This window comes from Pedobacter cryophilus, from assembly GCF_005116455.1.
In the GTDB taxonomy this organism is placed as follows: domain Bacteria; phylum Bacteroidota; class Bacteroidia; order Sphingobacteriales; family Sphingobacteriaceae; genus Pseudopedobacter; species Pseudopedobacter cryophilum.
Map to the genome: position 1 here is coordinate 72,853 of NZ_SWBP01000003.1, position 19,919 is coordinate 92,771.

The window sequence follows — 19,919 nt, forward strand, 5'->3', positions numbered from 1 at the left end:
TAATTAAAATTGCTGTATGGCTTCACCCAACAGTTGTCTCTGTAAACTTTGCGAAATTTCTTTGTGCTCATTGCGGTTAAAAAACCTATTTTTGTTAAAAATCAAATAACATGTCTAAAACAAAACTTACGGTAAATAACAATGGCTCTTTAAAGGTAGAGGGAGATTTCGAAATTGTAGATAAAGAAGGAAACGTATATAATTTGCAAGGAAGAGAAATAGTTTCTATTTGCCGTTGTGGCTTATCACAAAACAAACCGTTTTGCGATGGTTCTCACAAAGGTCATTTTGAGCATGAAGCTGTAGCATTTGCTTTGCCTCCAAAAAAAGTTTAAGTCTTAAATAATTTTTTCAAAATATTTGTAACGGTAAATCAACTATTTGGTTTACCGTTTTTTTTATCACAGTTTCTCACTAATTTTAGAAATATCATTAGAAATTTTGGTAATCATCTCTAACTGTTCTGTAATATGTGGGTCAGATTTATTTTCTGATAAGTGAATATGTAATTTGGTTTTATTTTCTTCTGCTGGCATCTTATTTACCTTTTCAATGGCTTCTTCCAAGTAAAACCTACATTTTCTAATCAACTTTAATTGCTCTGAATTTATAGAAAATGTGTTTTCTGCAAAACTTGCTGATAAATTAGCCAAGTAAGAAGAAAGGATATGGTTAAGTACCACAAACTTGTGAACCTCTTTAATTTTATGCTGCTTATTTTTAGGCTCATTCATCATTCTTTGAAAAGCCGCCGCCAAGTTTGCCGTATGCACATAAACTTCTTTTCTTGATAATTTATATTCTATAGCAGTAATTGGAAGTAGAGATTGTCTCAAAATAATATGTTCAAAATAGCCCAAATTAGCTTTTAGAATTTTTGATAAGTGAGTTTTAATTTGGAAAGATTCCCAATGCGGGAATATGAAATAGCTAAATACGATGGCAATAAAAGAGCCTATTAAAGTATCAATAATACGTTCGCTTGCTATTACAGTAGAATTATCGGTATTATTTATGAAGCTAAAAAATATCAGAATTAAAGGCGTCATAAAAATAACGCTCACAATGTACTTCACTCTAATAAAGCTATAGGTGATGAGCATAGAAACCAGTAAAATGATGAATTTAGCTGTTTCATCATGAATAAAAGTTAAAATAATGGCTCCTAAAATTCCTCCAATTAAAGTTCCAATTACCCTTTCATAGTTTCTTTGTTTGGTATTGCTAAAACCAGGTTTCATAATTACCAAAATGGTGAGTAAAATCCAGTAGCTATGGTCGCCTAATGAAAAAAGTTTACCCACAAAAAAACCAATTAAGCAAACAATAGCCAATCTTAAAGAAAACTTAAAAACTCCAGATTTTAAATTCAAATTATTTTTGAATATTTTAAAATCAAAGCTTTGATGGTTCACAAATCTTGATAATTCTAAGGGCGTTGAAGTACTTTTTAAATCGTTTGTTTCCTTTTCAAAATAGTTGAAAATAACTTCGGTTCTGTTAAAGATATTTCTAAGATTGATTAATATTTTTTTTAGAATAAAAATGGAAACTCCAGTTTTTTCTAATTCATCTAACTTCAGTTTTAAATCGTCTAAATCTTTAATAGAGATGGCATGTCTTTGAGGTTTTTCTTGGTGAATAAGACAAAAACCTATATAATCTATTTCAGTCGATAATTTTTCTATGGTGGCAGCAAAATCTAATAAAATGGTTTCGCCTTTGTACCTCTGCCTAATGGTTTCATAATCATTATGAGTGGCCATAGTTTGCTCAAAAAGATCAACCATGTCAATAAAAATCATGATCATCAATCTACCGGCATTGGTAGATTCGTTCATTAATTTTCGAGTCTTAAATAAGGCTTCTCTCACATTATCCAAAAGCTCATTTACCTTAACTTGTTGGTCTACTAAATCTTTAAAATTATTTTCTACCGTAACAGCATCGGTGTAAAACCTAGCCCTTAATTTTAAATATTCAGCAATTTCGCCAATGCATTCTCCTAAAGTTTGTTGAGCATATCGGTAAGGTCTAATGGTTGAAAACAAAGTACTTAGCAATAAATACCAAATGCCGCCTCCTAAAATTAAAAAGGAATGTTCAAATAATTTTAACGAAGTTCTATCAGGGCCTACGTTTAAAACCATAACAAGCAAAGCCGCAGTTCCTACAGATGCAGCTCTCACTCCGTACACATTAAACATAGAAAACAGGAAGCATAAAGCAAATATTTCAATGGCCAGTAAATATGCATTATGGTTTATAGAAGCAGTAAGTAAGGCAGTTAAAAATATGAAGATATTGGTATAGATCATCCCGTTTTTACGGTGTAACCAAGGCCCCGGACTATCAGCAATACTCACACATAATGCGCCAAGAGAAAGGGTTATGCCAACTTCTAATAAATCAAATTGAAAGAAAATTAAGGAGGGGAGAAGTGCGCCTAAAGTGATTTTTATACCATCAGAGAAATACTGGGTATAAACAAAGTTTTTAAAATCATCTAGGGGTTTTGTCATTATTAATTAATCCAATATAATGTTTATTTAACTACCTTGTAAATGATAACCTTTTTTTATGAAAAAAATTACCCTTTGTATTTGTGCTTTATTGGTATTAATCTCCGTTTTTTCATTTCATGCTAAAAAAAATGAAAAGCAAGTATTAGTTTTTTCACTCACTAAAAAATACCGACACAAAAGTATCGAAAAAGGTATTGAAGCCATTAGAAAAATTGGTTTAGCGCAAAATTTTTTAGTGATTGCTACCGAAGATCCAAGTTATTTTAATGAAGAACAGTTAAAAAGATATAAAGCAATAATTTTTTTGAGCCCAACGGGCGATAGTTTATTTAACGATCAGCAAAAAGCAGCTTTTAAAAACTATATCAACAGGGGAGGTGGTTTTATTGGAATTCATGCCGCCACAGATTGTAATTATGAGTGGGAGTGGTATGGTAAATTAGTAGGGGGTTATTTTCAAAAACATCCAAAAATTCAGGAAGCTAAACTGGAGATTTTAGATGATAAACATTTAGCTACAAATGGTTTAAAAAATCCTTGGATAAGAACTGATGAATGGTATAATTTCAAAAAAATGAATCCTAGTGTAAATGTCTTAATCAATTTAGATGAAAAAAGTTATACAGGTGGAACCATGGGCGCATCGCATCCAATAGCTTGGTATCATAAATTTGATGGAGGAAAATCTTTTTATACAGGTTTAGGCCATACCGAAGAATCTTATAAAGATGCTTTGTTTTTAAAACATTTAGCCGGAGGAATTGCCTACGTCTTAAAATAATAATTAAATGAGTTTTATTAATTGGCTATCTTTGGCGTTTATTATAAAATCTCAATATTTTGAATACTTTCCAAGATTTAGGAATTTCTAGTCAGTTTGTTAAAGCGCTAGAAGAAAATCATATTAATACACCCACAGAAATTCAGCAAAAAGCAATTCCATTTTTATTAAAAACTGGAACAGATTTTATTGGTCAGGCACAAACCGGAACCGGCAAAACTGCTGCTTTTGGCTTACCTATATTAAGCAGAATTGACCCTGAACTGCAAAAAATACAAGCTTTAGTGATTTGTCCGACTCGCGAATTGGCACAACAAATTGCTAAACAGCTTTTTAAATTCACAAAATACGCCGATTATAAAATATTTACTGAAGCAGTTTATGGTGGCGAAAAAATTGATATTCAAATTGGTAAATTAAAGCGTCCAACTCATATTGTTGTATCTACGCCAGGCAGGTTAATAGACTTATTAGAAAGAAAAGCCATTGATTTAAGCAAAGTAAAAACTATTGTTTTAGATGAGGCTGATGAAATGTTAAGTATGGGCTTTAAAGCTGATATTGATAAGATATTAACTTTCACATCCGGAAAAAGTAATACTTGGCTTTTCTCTGCTACTATTCCTTTGGCATTAAAAGAAATCATAGACGAATTTATGGCTGATGATGCTTTTAGAATTGAGGTTGATAAAGAATCTATTGTAAATCAAGATATTAGCCATCAATATGTGATTTGTGATATTAAAGATAAAGTAAACGTTTTGAGTAAATTTCTTCAGGAGATGAAAGACCAAAGAGGAATTATTTTTTGTAGAACTAAAGCTGGCGCACAAACTTTAGCCAAACAACTTATTGCTAAGAATATTTTAGCCGAAGCCATTCATGGTGATTTGGGGCAAAGAGACAGGGAAAAAGTAATGCGTGGATTTAAAAATAAACGCTTGCAAATTTTAATTGCTACCGATATTTCTGCTAGAGGTATTGATGTAGATAGCCTATCTTATGTGCTTCATTATCAGTTACCTGATCAGTTAGAATATTATACACATAGAAGCGGTAGAACAGCAAGAGCCGGTAAACAAGGTTTTTCTTTGGCTTTTGTAGCACCTTCAGAATTAAGTAAAGTGACAGAAATTTCTAATGCTTTACACATCTCATTTGAGAAAATTGATATTTCATTTAGATCATAAATTGATATTTATTTGAGTTGATGATAAAAAAAAGCGTCGATAAACTTATTGATAAATACGTTTCTGATAAGGAATTAAAGCCTTATTATTTTAAAATTTCAATTTGTTCAGTCACTTTTTTAATCAGTTTAATATCCTTTGTTAGTTTATACATTTTGCTGTATTTCAATTCTTTAAATGAATTTGATGAGCAGGTTTCCAGCGCTTTTGTGTCGCTAAGATCGCCTTTTGGCACTAAAATAATGAAATTTATAAGCGAAGCAGGAGATGCTTTGGGCTACTTATTCATAGTTTTTCTTACAACTATGATTTTATTTTTTAAAAAGGTTTGGAAATTAGCTCTACAAGGCGTTTTAATACTCATTCTTGCATCTGGCTTAAATATATTATTAAAGGGATTTGTAGCCAGACCAAGGCCATTTGAAGATTCATTGGTTTATGCAAGTTTCTATAGTTTTCCAAGCGGCCATGCCATGAGTGCCATGGTATTTTATGGTTTTTTAATTCACATTGTTTTCTCTTTAGAAATTAAACCATTTTTAAAGTATCTGTTCACCTTAATTTTTGTGTTTATTAGTTTTATAATTGGCTTAAGCAGAATATACTTAGGTGTTCATTATGCATCAGATATTTTAGGTGGATACTTTGCCGGATTAATTTGGTTAATGTTTTGTCTTATGGTTATTTATAGCTTAAAAATAAGAACAATTAATACCAACAAAACCTAGTCTTTTTGTTTTGAAATAAATGTCTTATAATTAATATTATGTTAAGTAATATTTTCGCTAATCTTTAGTACTTATCCTATCCATCTGTTTTAAAGCTTTAGATAAGTCTGTTTTATTCATTTTGATGTCTTTCCAGTGATCTTCTCGTTGCTTAATAATTTTTGGGACTGATACGATATTAAACTCATGAAAATCTAAATGCTCATTTACCTCATCCCATTTTAAAGGCATTGAAACTGTTGCACCTGGTTTTGGCCGAACAGAATATGGCGCTGCAATGGTTTGACCTCTGTTATTTTGCATAAAATCTAAATAAATCAATCCTTTACGCTTAGCCGGACTTCTCACCACACTTGTTAATTCGGGTAAATTCTCATTAACCTTATTGGCTATATATTCAGCAAATTTTCTAACTAAACTATATTCATATTCTGCTGCTAAATAAATATAAATATGTAATCCCGTTGATCCAGAGGTTTTTATAAAAGATGTAATGTCCATTTCATCTAATACCAATTTTGCAGCCAACGCTACTTCTACAACTTCCGTAAATGGATTTCCATCAGGATCTAAATCAATCACCATAAACTCAGGATGATCTGGTTTTTTGTAAGAACTTAACCAAGGATTAATCTCAATACAACCTAAATTGGCCATATAAATTAAAGAAGCTTTATCATTACAAACCAAATAATCAATATCCTTATTATTGCTTTCGGAGTGCATTACGGCTGTTTTTGCCCAACTGGGTAAATGCTTTACCTCAACATCTTTCTGAAAAAAACTGGGTTCTTCGGCCCCATTCGGATGCCTGTTTAAAGAAAGTGGCTTATCCATCAAAAATGGCAAAATATAATCGGCAACAGCCTCATAATAATGAATTAAATCTCCTTTGGTGTATCCCTCCTTTTTCCAAAATACTTTCAGAACGTTGGTTAATTTAACTTTTTTACCGTCGTAAATTCTTTCTTCTTCATTCGCTTTTTCAGGAAAATCATTAGATTCAATTTTTTCTTCTTTCATCACTTCTGAAGGTGTTTTATCAATTCTTAAACCTTTAAATACCGGATGTCTTAAAAGCCCATCTTTTGTCCATTCAGCATAATTTACCTCGCAAACGTATTGAGGAGTTACCCATGTCACGTTTTTTTCTTGATTTACTTTCTCTTTAAAGGGTTTATTATCTGTTTTAAGGACACTTAATTTCCCATAAATGTCTTTTAATTTTTGGTCGTTAAAGCCTGTGCCACAATTACCTATGTATTTAAGTTCATTATTTTTATCATATACTCCTAAAACCAATGCGCCAAAATATTTTCGAGATCCTGCCAAAGCGGTATAACCACAAATAATAGCATCCTGACTATTGTTTAATTTGAATTTTAACCATGAATTTGTTCTTTTTCCGGCATAATAAACATCATTTGCTTTTTTTGCGATGATACCCTCCCACTTTTCCTTTTTTGCTTTTTCAAAAAGTTCAATCCCTTTTTCTGGGAGGTGCGGATGGTAAAAAATTTGTGAAAAGGAATAATTGCTCAAGAGTTTTGCCAGCAGTTCTTTACGTTTAACGAGTGTTAAATGTGTAATATCATTTCCATTTAAGCTCAATAAATCAAAAACAAAGTATTTTAAGTGATTGGTTTTATCACCATTCAAATAATTTTGTAACCATTGAAATTGATGCTCGCCATCATCATTTTCGGCTATAATTTCGCCATCTAAAACAGCAATTTCTTTGATTTTATTAAGTTCTTCACTAATAGATTTGAAATTTTCAGTATATTTTATTCCATTTCTGGATAATAACTCAACCGTTTCACCTGTATAAGCAATTATACGGTAACCGTCTAACTTACGCTCAAAAAACCAATCTTTTTCATCAAAAATTGCTGATGAAAGTTTTGCCAACATGGGTTTATAATCATGCTTAGTTTTTTCAATAATGAGGTTCTCATTTTTTATGATCGCTATATTTTTAACTTTTTTTTTAAAAGCTTTTCCGTTGGCTATAATTTCTTTGGGGATAAGCTTTTCAATATCAAATTTATCAGCTACTGCAAACTTATCTTGGTGTTTAATTAAAAGCCAACTATTTTGCTCCTCACTTTTTATTTTAACTAATGCAAATTCTCCTTTTAATATTTTTCCTTTTAATCTGAATTTCAAACTTCCTGTTTCTAATCCTTTGAGTAGCTCCTCTTCATCATTTTCATGCTGTTGTTGTAAAGATTCATATTCTCCTTCATCAAAAATATAAACAGTGCCGGCACCATAATTTCCTTTAGGAATTTCTCCTTCAAAAGTTCGGTATTCATAAGGATGATCTTCTACCATTACCGCCAATCTTTTGTCTTTTGGATTAAGTGATGGACCTTTAGGAATGGCCCAACTTTTTAAAACGCCACCCATTTCTAATCTAAAATCGTAGTGTAAATGAGAAGCATCATGCCTTTGAACCACAAATTTTAACCCTTTTTTTGGTTTTGATTTTTGAAATTTAGGCTCAGAAGTGTTAGTGAAATCACGTTTTTCATCATAGGTTTTTGTGTTCATGTTAAGCTCCTTTCTTATTTAAGCTTTCCAACAATTGTTCGTACAAATCGTCGCTTTTGGCCTTTTTTGGATTAATTTTTTTAATGGTTGGACGTTTTCCTTGTGCTTTTAATTTGATGATATTCAATAGCTCATCCTGATAATTGTCTTTAAATTTACTGATGTCAAAATCTGAAGTATATTGATTAATTAGGGTTAAAGCAACATCTAATTCTCTTTTAGGAATAGTGATTTGATCGGGTAAATTAATTTCTGAAGGACTTTTTATTTCTTGAGCATATCTGATTCGGGAAATAATTAAGACATTATTTTGAGGATAAATCACACATAAATTTTCTTTTTGTCGAAGTACAAAAGATCCCAAACCAGCTAATTTTGATTTATTAAGTGCATTTACTAGTAAAGAATAAGCTTTTTGTCCTTGTTTGCTGGGTTCGGCATAATAAGAAGTTTCAAAAAGCATGGGGTTAATATCTTCCTTTTTAACAAAGCTTTGAATGTCTATTACTTTTGTCTTTTCTGGGCTTGCATCTTCAAAATCTTGCTCTTCTAAAATCACATATTGCTCTTTTAATTGATAGCCTTTAACAATTTTTTCATAAGGAACTTCCTCATTAGTTTTCTCATTTACTCGTTTAAATCTAATGCGAGAATGATCTCGGCCATCTAACATATCTAAATCTAAACCGCTACTTTCTATAGCCGAATAAAGTTTAATTGGGATATTAACTAAACCAAAGTTAATAGAGCCATTCCAGATAGAACGCATAGTAAATGAGCTGTTTGATGATTACCTGACTCAATATTTATTCCAAAAAAAAAGCGTCCATTTTTGGGCGCTTTTGTGTTTTTTTGATGCTTAGATTTGTCAACTCTCTAATTATGTGGCAAGAGAGTTGACAAATCTTTTCAATATTTTTTCATGTTTTAAGTTTTGCGTTAACGATTGAAGCGCCATCCTTTTTATTGTGCGCCCTTCGACTCCGCTCAGGGTGACAATAAAAAGATACCTTGCCTGCGGCAGGCAGGTAGCGAAAAGCGTGTTAAAACGCCCAAATCAGTATTAATAAAATAACCTAATTATTTGGCTTATGCCGAATTTCTTGCTGCATTTACAATTCCGTAAAGTGTACGTAAAATAAGTTTATTGTAAACCAATTTCTCTTTCTCGGTAGTTTTAGGATCTAAACTTTTTATAATAGCATAACGCTGAATAATTACTAATGGTAAGGTTATTTTCTCTCTAACAGAGATGGATTGCTTGTCTGTTGGATATTTTTCCATCAATTCTGTAGTATCTGTTAAATCTAATACTAAGCTTTCTGTTAAATCATATTCGGCTTTAAGCATTGTCCAAAATTCGCCAAAAGTTTCATCGTCTTTTAAATAAGCAGTTAATCTAAAATCAGCTTTACTCATAGACATCATACAATTGTCTATTACTGTTTTAAAGAAGCCCGAATTTTTGTACAAACTTTTTGCACTTTCCCAGTTTCCATCTTGTTTTATGGCTTTTAAAGCCGTCCCTACTCCATAAAAACCTGGAATGTTTTGTTTTAACTGACTCCATGATGTTACAAAACTGATGGCTCTTAAATCCTCTAATTTAAGTTCTGTATCGGTATTTCTTTTTACTGGCCTGCTGCTGATGTTGATTTCAGAAAGCATTTTTAGCGGACTTTGAACCTCTAAAAACTTTAAGAATAAAGGATGCTTTCTTAAGGCCATAAAAGATGCGTAGCTCTTATCTGCCATTTGGGCAAAAAGTTGCTTTTCATCTTCAGCCATGGTATTTACATTTTGCCTTTCTAAGGCCGAAGTAATACCAGCATGAATTAACTGTTCCATGTTATTGGTAGAACTTTCAAATGTGCCAAAATGAGAGCTAATGGTTTGCCCTTGAACCGTAATTTGTATTTGCTTATTGGCTACATCTTTACCAAAAGAAGCATAAAACTTATGTGTTTTACCTCCACCTCTAGACGGCGGACCTCCTCTCCCATCAAAAAATGCTAAATCTATCCCGTTTGATCTTGAAACTGCTGTTAAATTAGCTTTTGCATCATAAATAGACCAATTAGCCATTAAATAACCGCCATCTTTAGTACTGTCAGAAAAGCCAAGCATAATTACCTGACGGTTTTTTCTGATCTCTAAATGCTTTTGATAAACAGGATGCTGATACAAGCTTTTCATAATTTCATCAGCCACTTTTAAATCATCAATGGTTTCAAAAAGTGGAACAAAATCTATATCTAACTCGTCCATTTGCCAACCGCTCCATAAAAAAAGCTGCATTAATTGTAAAATATCAGATGCTTTTTGGCAATTGCTAATAATGAAACGATGACAAGCTCTTTTGCCATTTTTGCTTTGCATTTCTTTAATTAGTCTAATCACTTCTAAGCTATCAATGCTTAAATCAGCAAAGTGATCAAATGATTTAAAATCAGCGGTTTGTAATGGTATGGCAGCAATCTTTTCTGCTTCAGAAAGCGAAGAATAATTTGCCGGAACTTTATCTTTTAATAAATCTGTTGCTATACATTCTTCAAATAACGCTCTTAGGACACGGCTATCTTGTCTGATATCTAATGACGCAAAATGACATCCAAAAAGTTTCACTTTCCATATCATATCATCTACTATATCAGTAAATAAGCTATCGTGATAAGTGGCTAAAACTTCTCTAATGTTTCTTAAATTTTGTAAAAGTTCTTCTTTGATATCTTTTTCTTCAGGCTGAGAATCAAAAGCGTTTTTATAGATGAGTTTTTCTAAAACATCCATGTATTTGTCTACCCCGTTAAAAGTAACGCGGCGTTTCATGTTTTTAAAATCTCGGTAATAGCATCTAAACAAAGCTTTTCTTAAAAAAGAAGAAACTTGTCTGGTAGTGTCGGCAGTTACAAATGGGTTACCATCTCTATCGCCACCTGGCCAAAAACCTAATTCAATTAAACTATGGTTACCTAAATTAAGTTTAAAAACTTCTTCTAAATTGCTATGAACGTTAGAGGCTGTTTGATATAAAATATTTTCTAAATACCAGTTTAAGCTGATGGCTTCATCTACTGGAGTTGGTTTTTTCTTTTTAAAGAAAGGAGTTTTGCCAAGCTGCTGTAAAAGTAAATTAATGGCACTTACATCATTTATTTTGATAGCCTCGGTTAAGTCGGTCATGATTCCTAAAACCGGACCGGGATAAAATTGAGTGGGGTGAGCGGTTAAAACTAATCTTAACTTAAACTCGCTTAAACAATCTTGAATTCTTTTGTACAGATTTTCATCTTCTAAAGCCTTACTCATTAAGTTGCTTAATGAACCCGCCTCATCAAAACCGTTTACTTTTGAAAATGCGGCATCTTCTACCGCATCAAACAATACAACTTGGCGTTCTATGTATTGTATAAAGCGAAATAATAAATCAATAATCTCTTGTTGATCTGTTAACCCTTTTTGTTTGGTAAAAAAAGTTGAAATAATTTCATCGGGTCTTAAATGTTGTTCAATTCCTTCTTCACAATGGTTAAAGAAATATGGCAATGCTAAACCCGTATTTTTTACCGTGTAAAATGGTAAAGTTAAAAACAGACTATTGTAAAGTTCAAATTTTGTGGTGACCTCATTTTTGAAGACCATTTTTTTTGAACCTAATGGAGTGATAAGTTTCGACATGATGTGTGAAAAATACACTAATCTTTAGTTTTAAGCAAATAAAACAATAAAAAAGACCGAGAACGATTTCGGACTATGGTAGTTTTATTGCTTAAGATAGATATGAAGGCAATAATGATGGTATTATAATTAAGCGATTAAACGCTATTTAAAGTGTTTTGTAATTTTTTTTTTAAAAATTAATATTCTGATGTTGAATTGTTTACCTCCCATAAGTGAGAAAATAGTATACGAATTGAAAAAAATATTTGTGATAATGATTCCCTTTTGTACTTTTGTCGCGGAGAGTTGGCAGAGTGGTCGATTGCGGCAGTCTTGAAAACTGTTGATCTGTTAAAGGGTCCGCGGGTTCGAATCCCCCACTCTCCGCTAAAATGTGTATCAAAACACGCCAAAAGCCTGCAAATCAAATGATTGCAGGCTTTTTTGTTTAATCAGAACTATCAAGAAATATACTCTTTTTTAGCTAAAAAATGGATTTTAAAGAGAGTTCACTGATTGTTTATCATCTGCTCACCAGAAAGCGTGTAACATATTGTTTATCAACATTTTAATTGCTTGATCATCTTGAATTACTTAGGCTACAAGGGTAAATTTGTTTAATTTAAACTGTACAAAAGTGAGTAAATTAATGTGTCTACTTTTCTACTTGAAAAAGCCAAAAAACTATCAATATGGTTCTCAACCTGTCTATTTAAGGATTACCATCGATAAAAAAAAGAGCTGAGCTCTCTTTAGGTCGAGAATGCGAACCGCATTTATGGTCTAGAAAAGCCAACAGAGCTTAAGGTAAAAGTGAGTTCTTTAGAACCCTCAATGCTTTTATTTATCAGTTTCAATTCAAGAGATAAAAGGAAAATATTTTCCTCTTTATCTCAATTAATTAATGTAAAAACTTAATATTAGATATTTATAGATAAACTCTTTTATAGGCTTGTTATTTACAATATTATAGGATTATTAGTAATTCGGATATACAAAAATATTAAATATCTAAAGTTAACATCAAAGTCTTTATCTCTTTATCATATAAAGGATTATTCTAAGACCTAAAAATTCTAAATTAATTCAGAATTGAGTTGCATATTTACCCTTAAAAAGGATGTTCAATTCAATTCTAAAAAACCGGTTCAGTTTATTCATTTCATTTGCAATTTTCTTTTTAAGCTTTTCATTTATTGTTAGGAGTATATTATTAGTTATTTCCTATAGCAAAGCTGATTTTATAATTCTAAATCTATTAGAAATTTATACCAAAGGCTTTATTTATGATTTTGGTGTAAGCCTTTATTTTTCCTTTTTTTATATCTGCTTTATCGTTCTTATTCCACAAAAATTTAACAACTCGCTATTCAATAAAATAGGCACTTACTTTTTCCTTTTTTTAATGGTAATGATTAGTCTTTTCACCTTTTTTGCTGAACTTACTTTTTGGCAAGAATTTGAAAGTCGCTTTAATTTTATAGCTGTTGATTATTTAATTTATACATATGAAGTAATTAATAACATCAATGAATCTTATCCACTTCCTATTTTAATAGGATCTGTTATCGGTTTAACCATTATTGTGCTTTATACCTTTAGTAAATTGCATCTATTCGATTTTACTTTTAAAAGCGAAACCAGATTTAAACCTAGGCTTGTTGCTTTTTCAATCATACTCATCACACTATTTTGCTATTCCTTTTTTATCACTAATTCTTGGGCAGAAAAAGGTGATAACCGATATAAAAATGAATTGGCTAAAGCTGGCGTTTATTCATTCTTCTCTGCTTTCAAAAACAACGAATTAAACTATCAAGAATTTTATTCTTTATTAAATGATGATGAAGCCTTTAGGGATATTAAAGCGCAATTGAATATCCAACAGGAAAATCAATTCAAAGCTAAATCTATCCATCGTTATATTAAAAGTACACATACCGAACAGCAGCCCAATGTAATCATGATTACCATTGAAAGTTTCAGTGCTGATTTTATGAATCATTTTGGGAATACACGAAACATCACACCCAATTTAGATTTGCTGGCAGATAGTAGCATTTTGTTTACCGACATGTATGCAACTGGTACGCGTACAGTTAGAGGGATGGAAGCATTGACATTGGCTATACCACCAACACCAGGGAGCAGTATTGTTAGACGCCCAAACAACAATCATTTATTTACTATAGGCTCTGTTTTTGAAAACAAAGGTTATCAATCTACTTTTTTCTATGGGGGCGACGGCTATTTTGATAACATGAACCAATATTTTAGTGGCAATGGGTATGATATTGTTGATAGAGGAAGAAACTTAACGGTAGGCGATAAATACGAGACTAATAGAAAATTGATACCCGATGAAGAAGTGAGTTTTGAAAACGCTTGGGGTATAAGTGATGGAGATTTATACAATCAAGTAATTAAAGATGCTGATTTAAAGTTTAGCCACCACCAAAAGTTTTATGATTTTGTGATGACCACCTCTAACCACAGGCCATTTACCTATCCATCAGGAAAAATTGATATCCCATCAGGTAGCGGAAGAGAAGGAGCAGTAAAATATACTGATTATGCCATAGGCGATTTCATCAATAAAATTAAAAACAAAGCTTGGTTTAAAAATACTGTAATCATTTTTGTTGCCGACCATTGTGCCAGTAGTGCGGGTAAAAACGAGATAGATATTTCTAAATATCATATTCCGTGTATGATTTATAACTTAAAAGGCACAGCTCATCAAAACATTAACCAAATGACTTCTCAAATAGATTTGTATCCAACTCTGTTTGATTTATTAGGATGGAATTATGATAGTAATTTTTATGGTTTAAACGCTTTAGTACAAAATTATTCGCCAAGAATAATTTTAGGTACTTATCAAAAATTAGCCTATATGAAAAAAGATAGTTTAGTGATTTTGAGTCCTCAACGCCAAGTAGAAACATATATTTATAATAAAGAAAGTAACGAGCAAAAGCCGGCCCATTTTCCAAAACCAATAATCAAGCATGCCATTGCTAATTATCAAACAGCTTATGATTTATTTAAAAATGACGGTTTAAAAATAAAGTAAAAATATATTTTTATTGTGATGAGAGACTTAGCCTACAAAAGAATTGTTCAATTTTTAATCATAATATGCGTTGGCTTTTTAATCCTCACATTACTAGTAATTACTTCTCCCACATCTTGGATAGATTTAAAGTTTACCGAAGAAATACAAGAACACCAAAACCAATCTCTTTATTTTTTTATGAAGGTGGTAAGCTGGTTTGGAAATACTTGGGAATCCATAAGTGTGGTTGTAATTACAACTATATTACTTCTACTTTTCAAATTCAAAAGAGAGGCTTTTTTTTGTTTCTTAACACTGGGAATAGGTGTTTTAACTTATTCTATTAAAGTATTTATAAATAGACCAAGGCCCAACAGTGATATAGTAAAAGTGTTAACAGAGGCGAAATATCAAAGTTTTCCTAGTGGGCACACTTCTTTTTATGTGGTTTTCTTTGGCCTAATCTCCTTTTTTATTTACCATCATAAATGGTTTAAAAAGAGCTATAGAATATCATTAATAGGTACGTTAATGAGTTTAATTTTTTTAGTACCTATTTCAAGAATATATTTAGGAGCTCATTGGTTTACTGATGTTTTAGGCGGTTTTTTTATTGGTGCGGCTTATCTAACAATTCTTTTAATGTTTTATTTTAAAGAATCCACTTTTTATAAAAGACAGCACTTTATCTGAAATTCAATCTTAATAATATCATGAGCCTCATAGTTCAGAATTTCTACAAAATTGTAATTGATATTTGTTTGCATGAATATTGATCAAAACATGGTTACAAAAGTTTCGGCGTATGTGATTCATTTACTTACTCAACATCTTCCTTCTTATTTACATTTTCATAACTTATCTCACACCAAAGATGTGGTAAATGCAGTTGGAGAAATTGGTAATACTCAACAATTAAGCAAAAATGATTTAGAAATAATAGAAATTGCTGCTTGGTTTCATGATACTGGATATTGTAAAGCATATGTTGGTCATGAAGAGGAGAGTAAAAAAATAGCATTTGATTTTTTAGGTTTTGAAGGGTATCCAAAACCCAAGATAGAAGCTATCATGACGCTTATTGAGTCAACAAAGTATCCTCAAAAACCAACAAATTTGTTTGAGATGATTTTATGTGATGCTGATTTGTTTCATCTTTCTTGTGAGGATTATGATAAACACGAGCAACGCCTAAGAATAGAATGGGAAGAATTTTTTAATAAGAATTATTCAGATAAAGAGTGGGCAAAAGAAAATTGTGAGATGTTACATTTGCATCAATATTTTACAGATTATGGTAAAACTATTTTGCAAGAAAAAAAAGAGATTAACATTAATAAAATGCAATGTAGATTTTAATTAAAAAGTAGCATGAAAATTTTAATAGTTGAAGACGAGGAAGAGCTAGCTAAAGATATATCTAACTATCTATCGGGAGAAAGTTATTTATGTGAAATTGCTTCCACTTATCAACAAGGGCAAGAAAAAATTGCTCTTTATAATTATGATTGCATTCTATTAGATTTAATGTTGCCCAACGGAGCTGATGGATTAAACTTATTGGAGAATCTAGACCATCAAAATAATCAACAAGGTGTTATCATCATATCGGCCAAAAACTCTTTAGAGGATAAAATTAAAGGACTTAAAATTGGTGCAGATGATTATTTAGCCAAACCTTTTCATTTGGCAGAACTTTCTGCCCGCATCTATTCGGTAATTAGAAGAAAGCAATTTGACCACACCAACCTATTAGAACATAATGAATTAACGGTTGATTTATTGGCTAAAACCGTAAAAGTGAGCGGTACTATATTGATGCTTACTAAAAAGGAATATGATCTTTTACTCTTATTTTTAGGTAATAAAAACAAAGTGATTTCTAAAAACGCACTGGCAGAACATTTATCTGGCGATATTGCAGATATGTTTGAAAACCAAGATTTTGTATATGCACATATTAAAAATCTAAAAAGAAAATTAACCGATGCAGGCTGTAAACCTTATTTAAAAACAATTTATGGTACTGGTTATAAATGGGAAATGTGAGTAAACTATTAAATAAACCGTTAAAAGCTTTCACGCTATATGCACTAATCATTTTAGTTTGCAGTATTCCAGTTTATTTTTTGGTGGTCGATTTTATATGGCAACAAGAATTAGATGAACACAACCAGATTGTAAAAGAACGTATAGTTGAAAACTTTAAACTCATTAAAACATCTGATGAAGAGTTGGGTAAGACTTTAGTCTTATGGAATATTTTACAACCAGGCACAAAACTTATAAAGGTTGATGAAAATGTAATAAAAAAGGATAGTGTTTACACGATTACAAAAGCTTCAAATTATACCAATGATGCTCAAAAAGATAGGTTTAGGGTATTAGAAAGCTACTTAAAAATTAATAAAAAAAACTACTTCCTATCGGTAGAAACAAATGTGGAAGAAGCGGATGAAACCCTCTTAGCTATCGCAATAGTTACTTTCATCTTTTTTAGTTTATTGGTAGTTGGTTTTGTTTTACTGAATAAACGTATCTCTAAGAAAATTTGGTTACCCTTTCAAAATACACTAGAAAAACTTAAAAACTTTGATTTAAGCACTCATAAAAGTATCGAGTTTATTAAAACCGATATTGAAGAGTTTGAACAACTGAATCAAGAGCTGAGTAAACTCATTTTAAAAAACATATCTGTTTTTGATCAACAAAAAGTTTTTTTAGAAAATGCTTCTCATGAATTACAAACACCCCTAGCTGTTCTAAAATCTAAAATTGATTCCTTACTTCAAAGCAAGAATTTAAGTAGTGATCAGCTTGATTTAATTAACCAAATAAATGTTCCTCTAGCTAGAGCATCGAGAATAAATAAAAATTTACTGCTATTATCTAAAATAGAAAATCATCAGTTTGAAGATAAAGAAGTTATAAATTTCGAATCTGTTTTAACAGATAGTTTAACACTTTTAGAAGATTACATTATTGATAAACAATTAAGTATTTCACAATCATTTGAAAACAATGATCAACTGTTAACTAATAAAGTTTTAATAGAGGTATTGGTTAATAATTTATTAATCAACTCCATCAAGCATACAGAAAATGGTGGTAAAATAGTAATTGAGCTCAAAAACGGAATTTTAATAGTTAAAAACAGTGGCATCACACCCTTAAACCACGAAGGAATGTTTAATAGATTTTTGATCAACTCAAATGAGCCAAGTAATAGTGGTTTGGGTTTAGCTATTGTAAAAGAAATAGCAAATAGATACCATTGGAAAATAGCCTATGATTTTAAAAATCAAATGCATCAATTTTCTGTAGTTTTCTAAAATTCAAAATGTCTTCAAAATTGCTATTCATCTTTGAGCTTAAAATTTAAAGAAATGAAAAAGACAACATTAATAATTTTTGGTTTACTAACAACAACAGGTTTGTTGGCTCAAACCAAGCCCAATAAAAACATCCCTGCAGTAGTTCAAAATGCTTTTACTAAGCAATATCCTACAGTAAAAAGTGTAAAATGGGATAAAGAAGAAACTGATTTTGAGGCAAGTTTTGATTTAAATGGTTTAGATAATTCTGCATTATTTGATGCAAAAGGAAATCTTTTAGAAACTGAAACGGAGATAAAAGAATTGCCAAAAGAAATATTAGCCTATATTAAAGCGAAATATCCAAATCAAAAAATTACAGAATCAGCTAAAATTACAAATGCAAAAGGTCAAGTAAGTTATGAAGCAGAAATTAAAGGAAAAGATTTAATTTTTGATAGTAAAGGGGCGTTTTTAAAAGAGATAAAAAAGTAGAAATACTTTAAATTTTATATTTCAAAATATAGCAAGAAGAATAACATCGGCTCAGTCTTAAATACTTTATCTACTAACATTTAATAATTATAAATGATGTTCTAACGCATTGAACAATTTATAATCTATAAAAACAGAAAAAAATCTAATGAAACATTTAACGTTAATATTATCATTTTTAATTTCAACACTAAGCATAAATGCGCAAGAAATTGATAGTCTTTCTTTTATCAAATCAAAAAGAATGTCTGATGCCGACTTAGAGAAAAAGAAGGAAGGAACTTTTTTTACAGGCATACCCGATTTTTCTTCAGACCCTGTTACTGGTTTTGGTTTTGGATTGAGGAGCAATGTTTATTGGAATGGAGAGAAAACAAACCCTCTTTTTCCATATACACCATACCTTGCCAAGCTTAAAGCAAATGCAGCTTACTATACTTCTAATGCCCGTGAGCTTATTTTATCATTAGATATTCCGTATTATAAAGGCACTCGTTGGCGTTTTAAAGTAGATTTTAAAGCTCAGCAAAATCCTTCTAACTTGTATTTCGGTTCAACACAAGCTACTCTTGGAGATTTAAGATTACCCTCTGATGAGAACACAACTTTTCCTACTTATGATGAATATGACGAAGCGAGAAAAACACTACGTCCAGGCGAACCCGGTGAAGCATCTTTTGTTACGGATGCGCTGTCGAATCGTTTTAGGGAAACTGAGTTTATGCTAAATCTTAAAGCAGATTATGCTTTAGGCAATGGGAAATGGCGAATAATGGGAGGCTATGAAATTCAGAATTTACAATATGCCACTTTTGAAGGAAGGGAAGCAGAGTCTGTAAATCCGGTAACAGGTCAAAACACTAATTCCCCTAATGGATTCTCATTATTGAGAAGAGATTTTGATCAAGCAGCTATTTCAGGCCTTGATGGTGGCTGGATTTCTATTTTACAAACAGCTTTAATTTTTGACACTAGAGATTTTGAGCCCGACCCTACAAAAGGAACGTATTTTGAAATTGCTAATGAGTTTTCTAATCCAATAATTGGTTCTCAATTCAATTTTAACAAACTTTTTTTACAAGGGCGTTTATATAAAAAATTACCTTTTGGTAATAGAACAGTTTTGGCTGGGCGTTTAGGTGTTGGTAATATTTTTGGAAATAATGCTCCATTTTTTGAATTTCAAGACCAATGGAGTCCAGAAGGAAGCATCAACGCTCTTGGAGGGAGACAATCTTTACGTGGCTATAGAGCAAACCGATTTTTAGCCCGTTCTATGTGGTTTACAAACATAGAATTACGTTACAGATTTGCAGAAGCTAAATTCCAAAAGCAAAGATTCGCTTTTGGTGTTGCGCCGTTTTTTGACGCAGGTACAGTTAGAGACCGTTGGCAAGATTTAAATTTAAAGAATATCAAAACATCTTATGGAGCTGGTCTTAGAGTTGCTTGGAATCAATCAACAATCATTTCATTCGATTATGGCGCATCAAAAGAAGATAAATTATTTTACATAGGAATTGGTCAAGCGTTTTAATAATTGCTTTTAATTAGTACTTGTAATTTTTTTAACTAATTAATCATCTTTAGTATTTAATTTATTACCAATATT

At 31.3% G+C, this 19,919-nt stretch carries 15 protein-coding genes and 1 tRNA gene; 12 read left to right on the forward strand and 4 right to left on the reverse strand.

The genetic code is table 11. The features are described 5' to 3' along the window. Window positions 1–110: 110 nt before the first annotated feature. Entirely contained in the window at window positions 111–335 is a 225-nt protein-coding gene (locus FA046_RS09375) for a CDGSH iron-sulfur domain-containing protein (protein WP_136826149.1), read from the forward strand. A 66-nt stretch (window positions 336–401) separates the two neighbouring features. On the opposite strand, the gene FA046_RS09380 is transcribed toward FA046_RS09375, so the two are convergent. Continuing rightward, a complete protein-coding gene (locus FA046_RS09380; protein ID WP_136826150.1) occupies window positions 402–2,522 on the reverse strand; it encodes an FUSC family protein in 2,121 nt (706 codons plus the stop codon). A gap of 58 nt (window positions 2,523–2,580) precedes the next feature. Between FA046_RS09380 and FA046_RS09385 the strand changes: the two genes are divergently transcribed. From FA046_RS09385 to FA046_RS09395, 3 genes are all read left to right on the forward strand, one after another. Beyond that, entirely contained in the window at window positions 2,581–3,306 is a 726-nt protein-coding gene (locus FA046_RS09385) for a ThuA domain-containing protein (RefSeq protein WP_136826151.1), read from the forward strand. Window positions 3,307–3,365: 59 nt separating this feature from the next. Beyond that, window positions 3,366–4,496 (forward strand): DEAD/DEAH box helicase, encoded by a 1,131-nt coding sequence (locus tag FA046_RS09390; RefSeq protein ID WP_136826152.1) that lies wholly within the window; start codon window positions 3,366–3,368, stop codon window positions 4,494–4,496. A 242-nt stretch (window positions 4,497–4,738) separates the two neighbouring features. Further along, on the forward strand, window positions 4,739–5,224 hold the full coding sequence (locus FA046_RS09395) for a phosphatase PAP2 family protein (RefSeq protein ID WP_169303344.1): 486 nt from the start codon (window positions 4,739–4,741) through the stop codon (window positions 5,222–5,224). Between the two features lie 57 nt (window positions 5,225–5,281). Here the strand turns inward: FA046_RS09395 and ligD are convergent, their stop codons facing one another. The 3 genes from ligD to FA046_RS09410 form a co-directional block, all read right to left on the reverse strand. After that, window positions 5,282–7,780, reverse strand: a complete 2,499-nt coding sequence (gene ligD / locus FA046_RS09400) for a DNA ligase D (RefSeq protein WP_136826154.1) — start codon at window positions 7,778–7,780, stop codon at window positions 5,282–5,284. A 1-nt stretch (window position 7,781) separates the two neighbouring features. Then, entirely contained in the window at window positions 7,782–8,549 is a 768-nt protein-coding gene (gene ku, locus FA046_RS09405) for a non-homologous end joining protein Ku (protein WP_136826155.1), read from the reverse strand. Window positions 8,550–8,869: 320 nt separating this feature from the next. Continuing rightward, on the reverse strand, window positions 8,870–11,458 hold the full coding sequence (locus FA046_RS09410) for a phosphoenolpyruvate carboxylase (RefSeq protein ID WP_136826156.1): 2,589 nt from the start codon (window positions 11,456–11,458) through the stop codon (window positions 8,870–8,872). Between the two features lie 282 nt (window positions 11,459–11,740). On the opposite strand from FA046_RS09410, the gene FA046_RS09415 reads away from it, so the two are divergent. From FA046_RS09415 to omp85, 8 genes are all read left to right on the forward strand, one after another. Beyond that, a tRNA-Ser gene (locus tag FA046_RS09415) sits at window positions 11,741–11,827 on the forward strand. 1,024 nt (window positions 11,828–12,851) lie between these two features. Continuing rightward, window positions 12,852–14,516: an LTA synthase family protein gene (locus FA046_RS09420; RefSeq protein ID WP_225870906.1), complete on the forward strand. Its 1,665-nt coding sequence runs from the start codon at window positions 12,852–12,854 to the stop codon at window positions 14,514–14,516. Window positions 14,517–14,534: 18 nt separating this feature from the next. Then, entirely contained in the window at window positions 14,535–15,191 is a 657-nt protein-coding gene (locus tag FA046_RS09425; protein WP_136826158.1) for a phosphatase PAP2 family protein, read from the forward strand. 72 nt (window positions 15,192–15,263) lie between these two features. Then, complete coding sequence (locus tag FA046_RS09430) at window positions 15,264–15,857, forward strand: HD domain-containing protein (protein ID WP_136826159.1); 594 nt, start codon at window positions 15,264–15,266, stop codon at window positions 15,855–15,857. A 12-nt stretch (window positions 15,858–15,869) separates the two neighbouring features. Further along, entirely contained in the window at window positions 15,870–16,547 is a 678-nt protein-coding gene (locus FA046_RS09435; protein WP_136826160.1) for a response regulator transcription factor, read from the forward strand. Further along, a complete protein-coding gene (locus FA046_RS09440) occupies window positions 16,544–17,830 on the forward strand; it encodes a sensor histidine kinase (RefSeq protein WP_169303345.1) in 1,287 nt (428 codons plus the stop codon). Before FA046_RS09435 ends, FA046_RS09440 begins: the two co-directional genes overlap by 4 nt. 54 nt (window positions 17,831–17,884) lie before the next feature. After that, window positions 17,885–18,307 (forward strand): PepSY-like domain-containing protein, encoded by a 423-nt coding sequence (locus FA046_RS09445; RefSeq protein WP_136826162.1) that lies wholly within the window; start codon window positions 17,885–17,887, stop codon window positions 18,305–18,307. 148 nt (window positions 18,308–18,455) lie between these two features. Then, the gene (gene omp85 / locus FA046_RS09450; RefSeq protein WP_136826163.1) at window positions 18,456–19,844 is read left to right on the forward strand and encodes an Omp85 family outer membrane protein; all 1,389 of its coding nucleotides are present in this window, start codon (window positions 18,456–18,458) and stop codon (window positions 19,842–19,844) included. Window positions 19,845–19,919 lie beyond the last annotated feature (75 nt).

What these genes read in the sequence shown, in the direction of transcription:
- FA046_RS09375 (WP_136826149.1), top strand. Translation starts at nt 111, where the DNA reads ATGTCTAAAACAAAACTTACGGTAAATAACAATGGCTCTTTAAAGGTA.
- FA046_RS09380 (WP_136826150.1), bottom strand. Translation starts at nt 2,522, where the DNA reads ATGACAAAACCCCTAGATGATTTTAAAAACTTTGTTTATACCCAGTAT.
- FA046_RS09385 (WP_136826151.1), top strand. Translation starts at nt 2,581, where the DNA reads ATGAAAAAAATTACCCTTTGTATTTGTGCTTTATTGGTATTAATCTCC.
- FA046_RS09395 (WP_169303344.1), top strand. Translation starts at nt 4,739, where the DNA reads ATGAAATTTATAAGCGAAGCAGGAGATGCTTTGGGCTACTTATTCATA.
- ligD (WP_136826154.1), bottom strand. Translation starts at nt 7,780, where the DNA reads ATGAACACAAAAACCTATGATGAAAAACGTGATTTCACTAACACTTCT.
- ku (WP_136826155.1), bottom strand. Translation starts at nt 8,549, where the DNA reads ATGCGTTCTATCTGGAATGGCTCTATTAACTTTGGTTTAGTTAATATC.
- FA046_RS09410 (WP_136826156.1), bottom strand. Translation starts at nt 11,458, where the DNA reads ATGTCGAAACTTATCACTCCATTAGGTTCAAAAAAAATGGTCTTCAAA.
- FA046_RS09420 (WP_225870906.1), top strand. Translation starts at nt 12,852, where the DNA reads ATGATTAGTCTTTTCACCTTTTTTGCTGAACTTACTTTTTGGCAAGAA.
- FA046_RS09425 (WP_136826158.1), top strand. Translation starts at nt 14,535, where the DNA reads ATGAGAGACTTAGCCTACAAAAGAATTGTTCAATTTTTAATCATAATA.
- FA046_RS09430 (WP_136826159.1), top strand. Translation starts at nt 15,264, where the DNA reads ATGAATATTGATCAAAACATGGTTACAAAAGTTTCGGCGTATGTGATT.
- FA046_RS09435 (WP_136826160.1), top strand. Translation starts at nt 15,870, where the DNA reads ATGAAAATTTTAATAGTTGAAGACGAGGAAGAGCTAGCTAAAGATATA.
- FA046_RS09445 (WP_136826162.1), top strand. Translation starts at nt 17,885, where the DNA reads ATGAAAAAGACAACATTAATAATTTTTGGTTTACTAACAACAACAGGT.
- omp85 (WP_136826163.1), top strand. Translation starts at nt 18,456, where the DNA reads ATGAAACATTTAACGTTAATATTATCATTTTTAATTTCAACACTAAGC.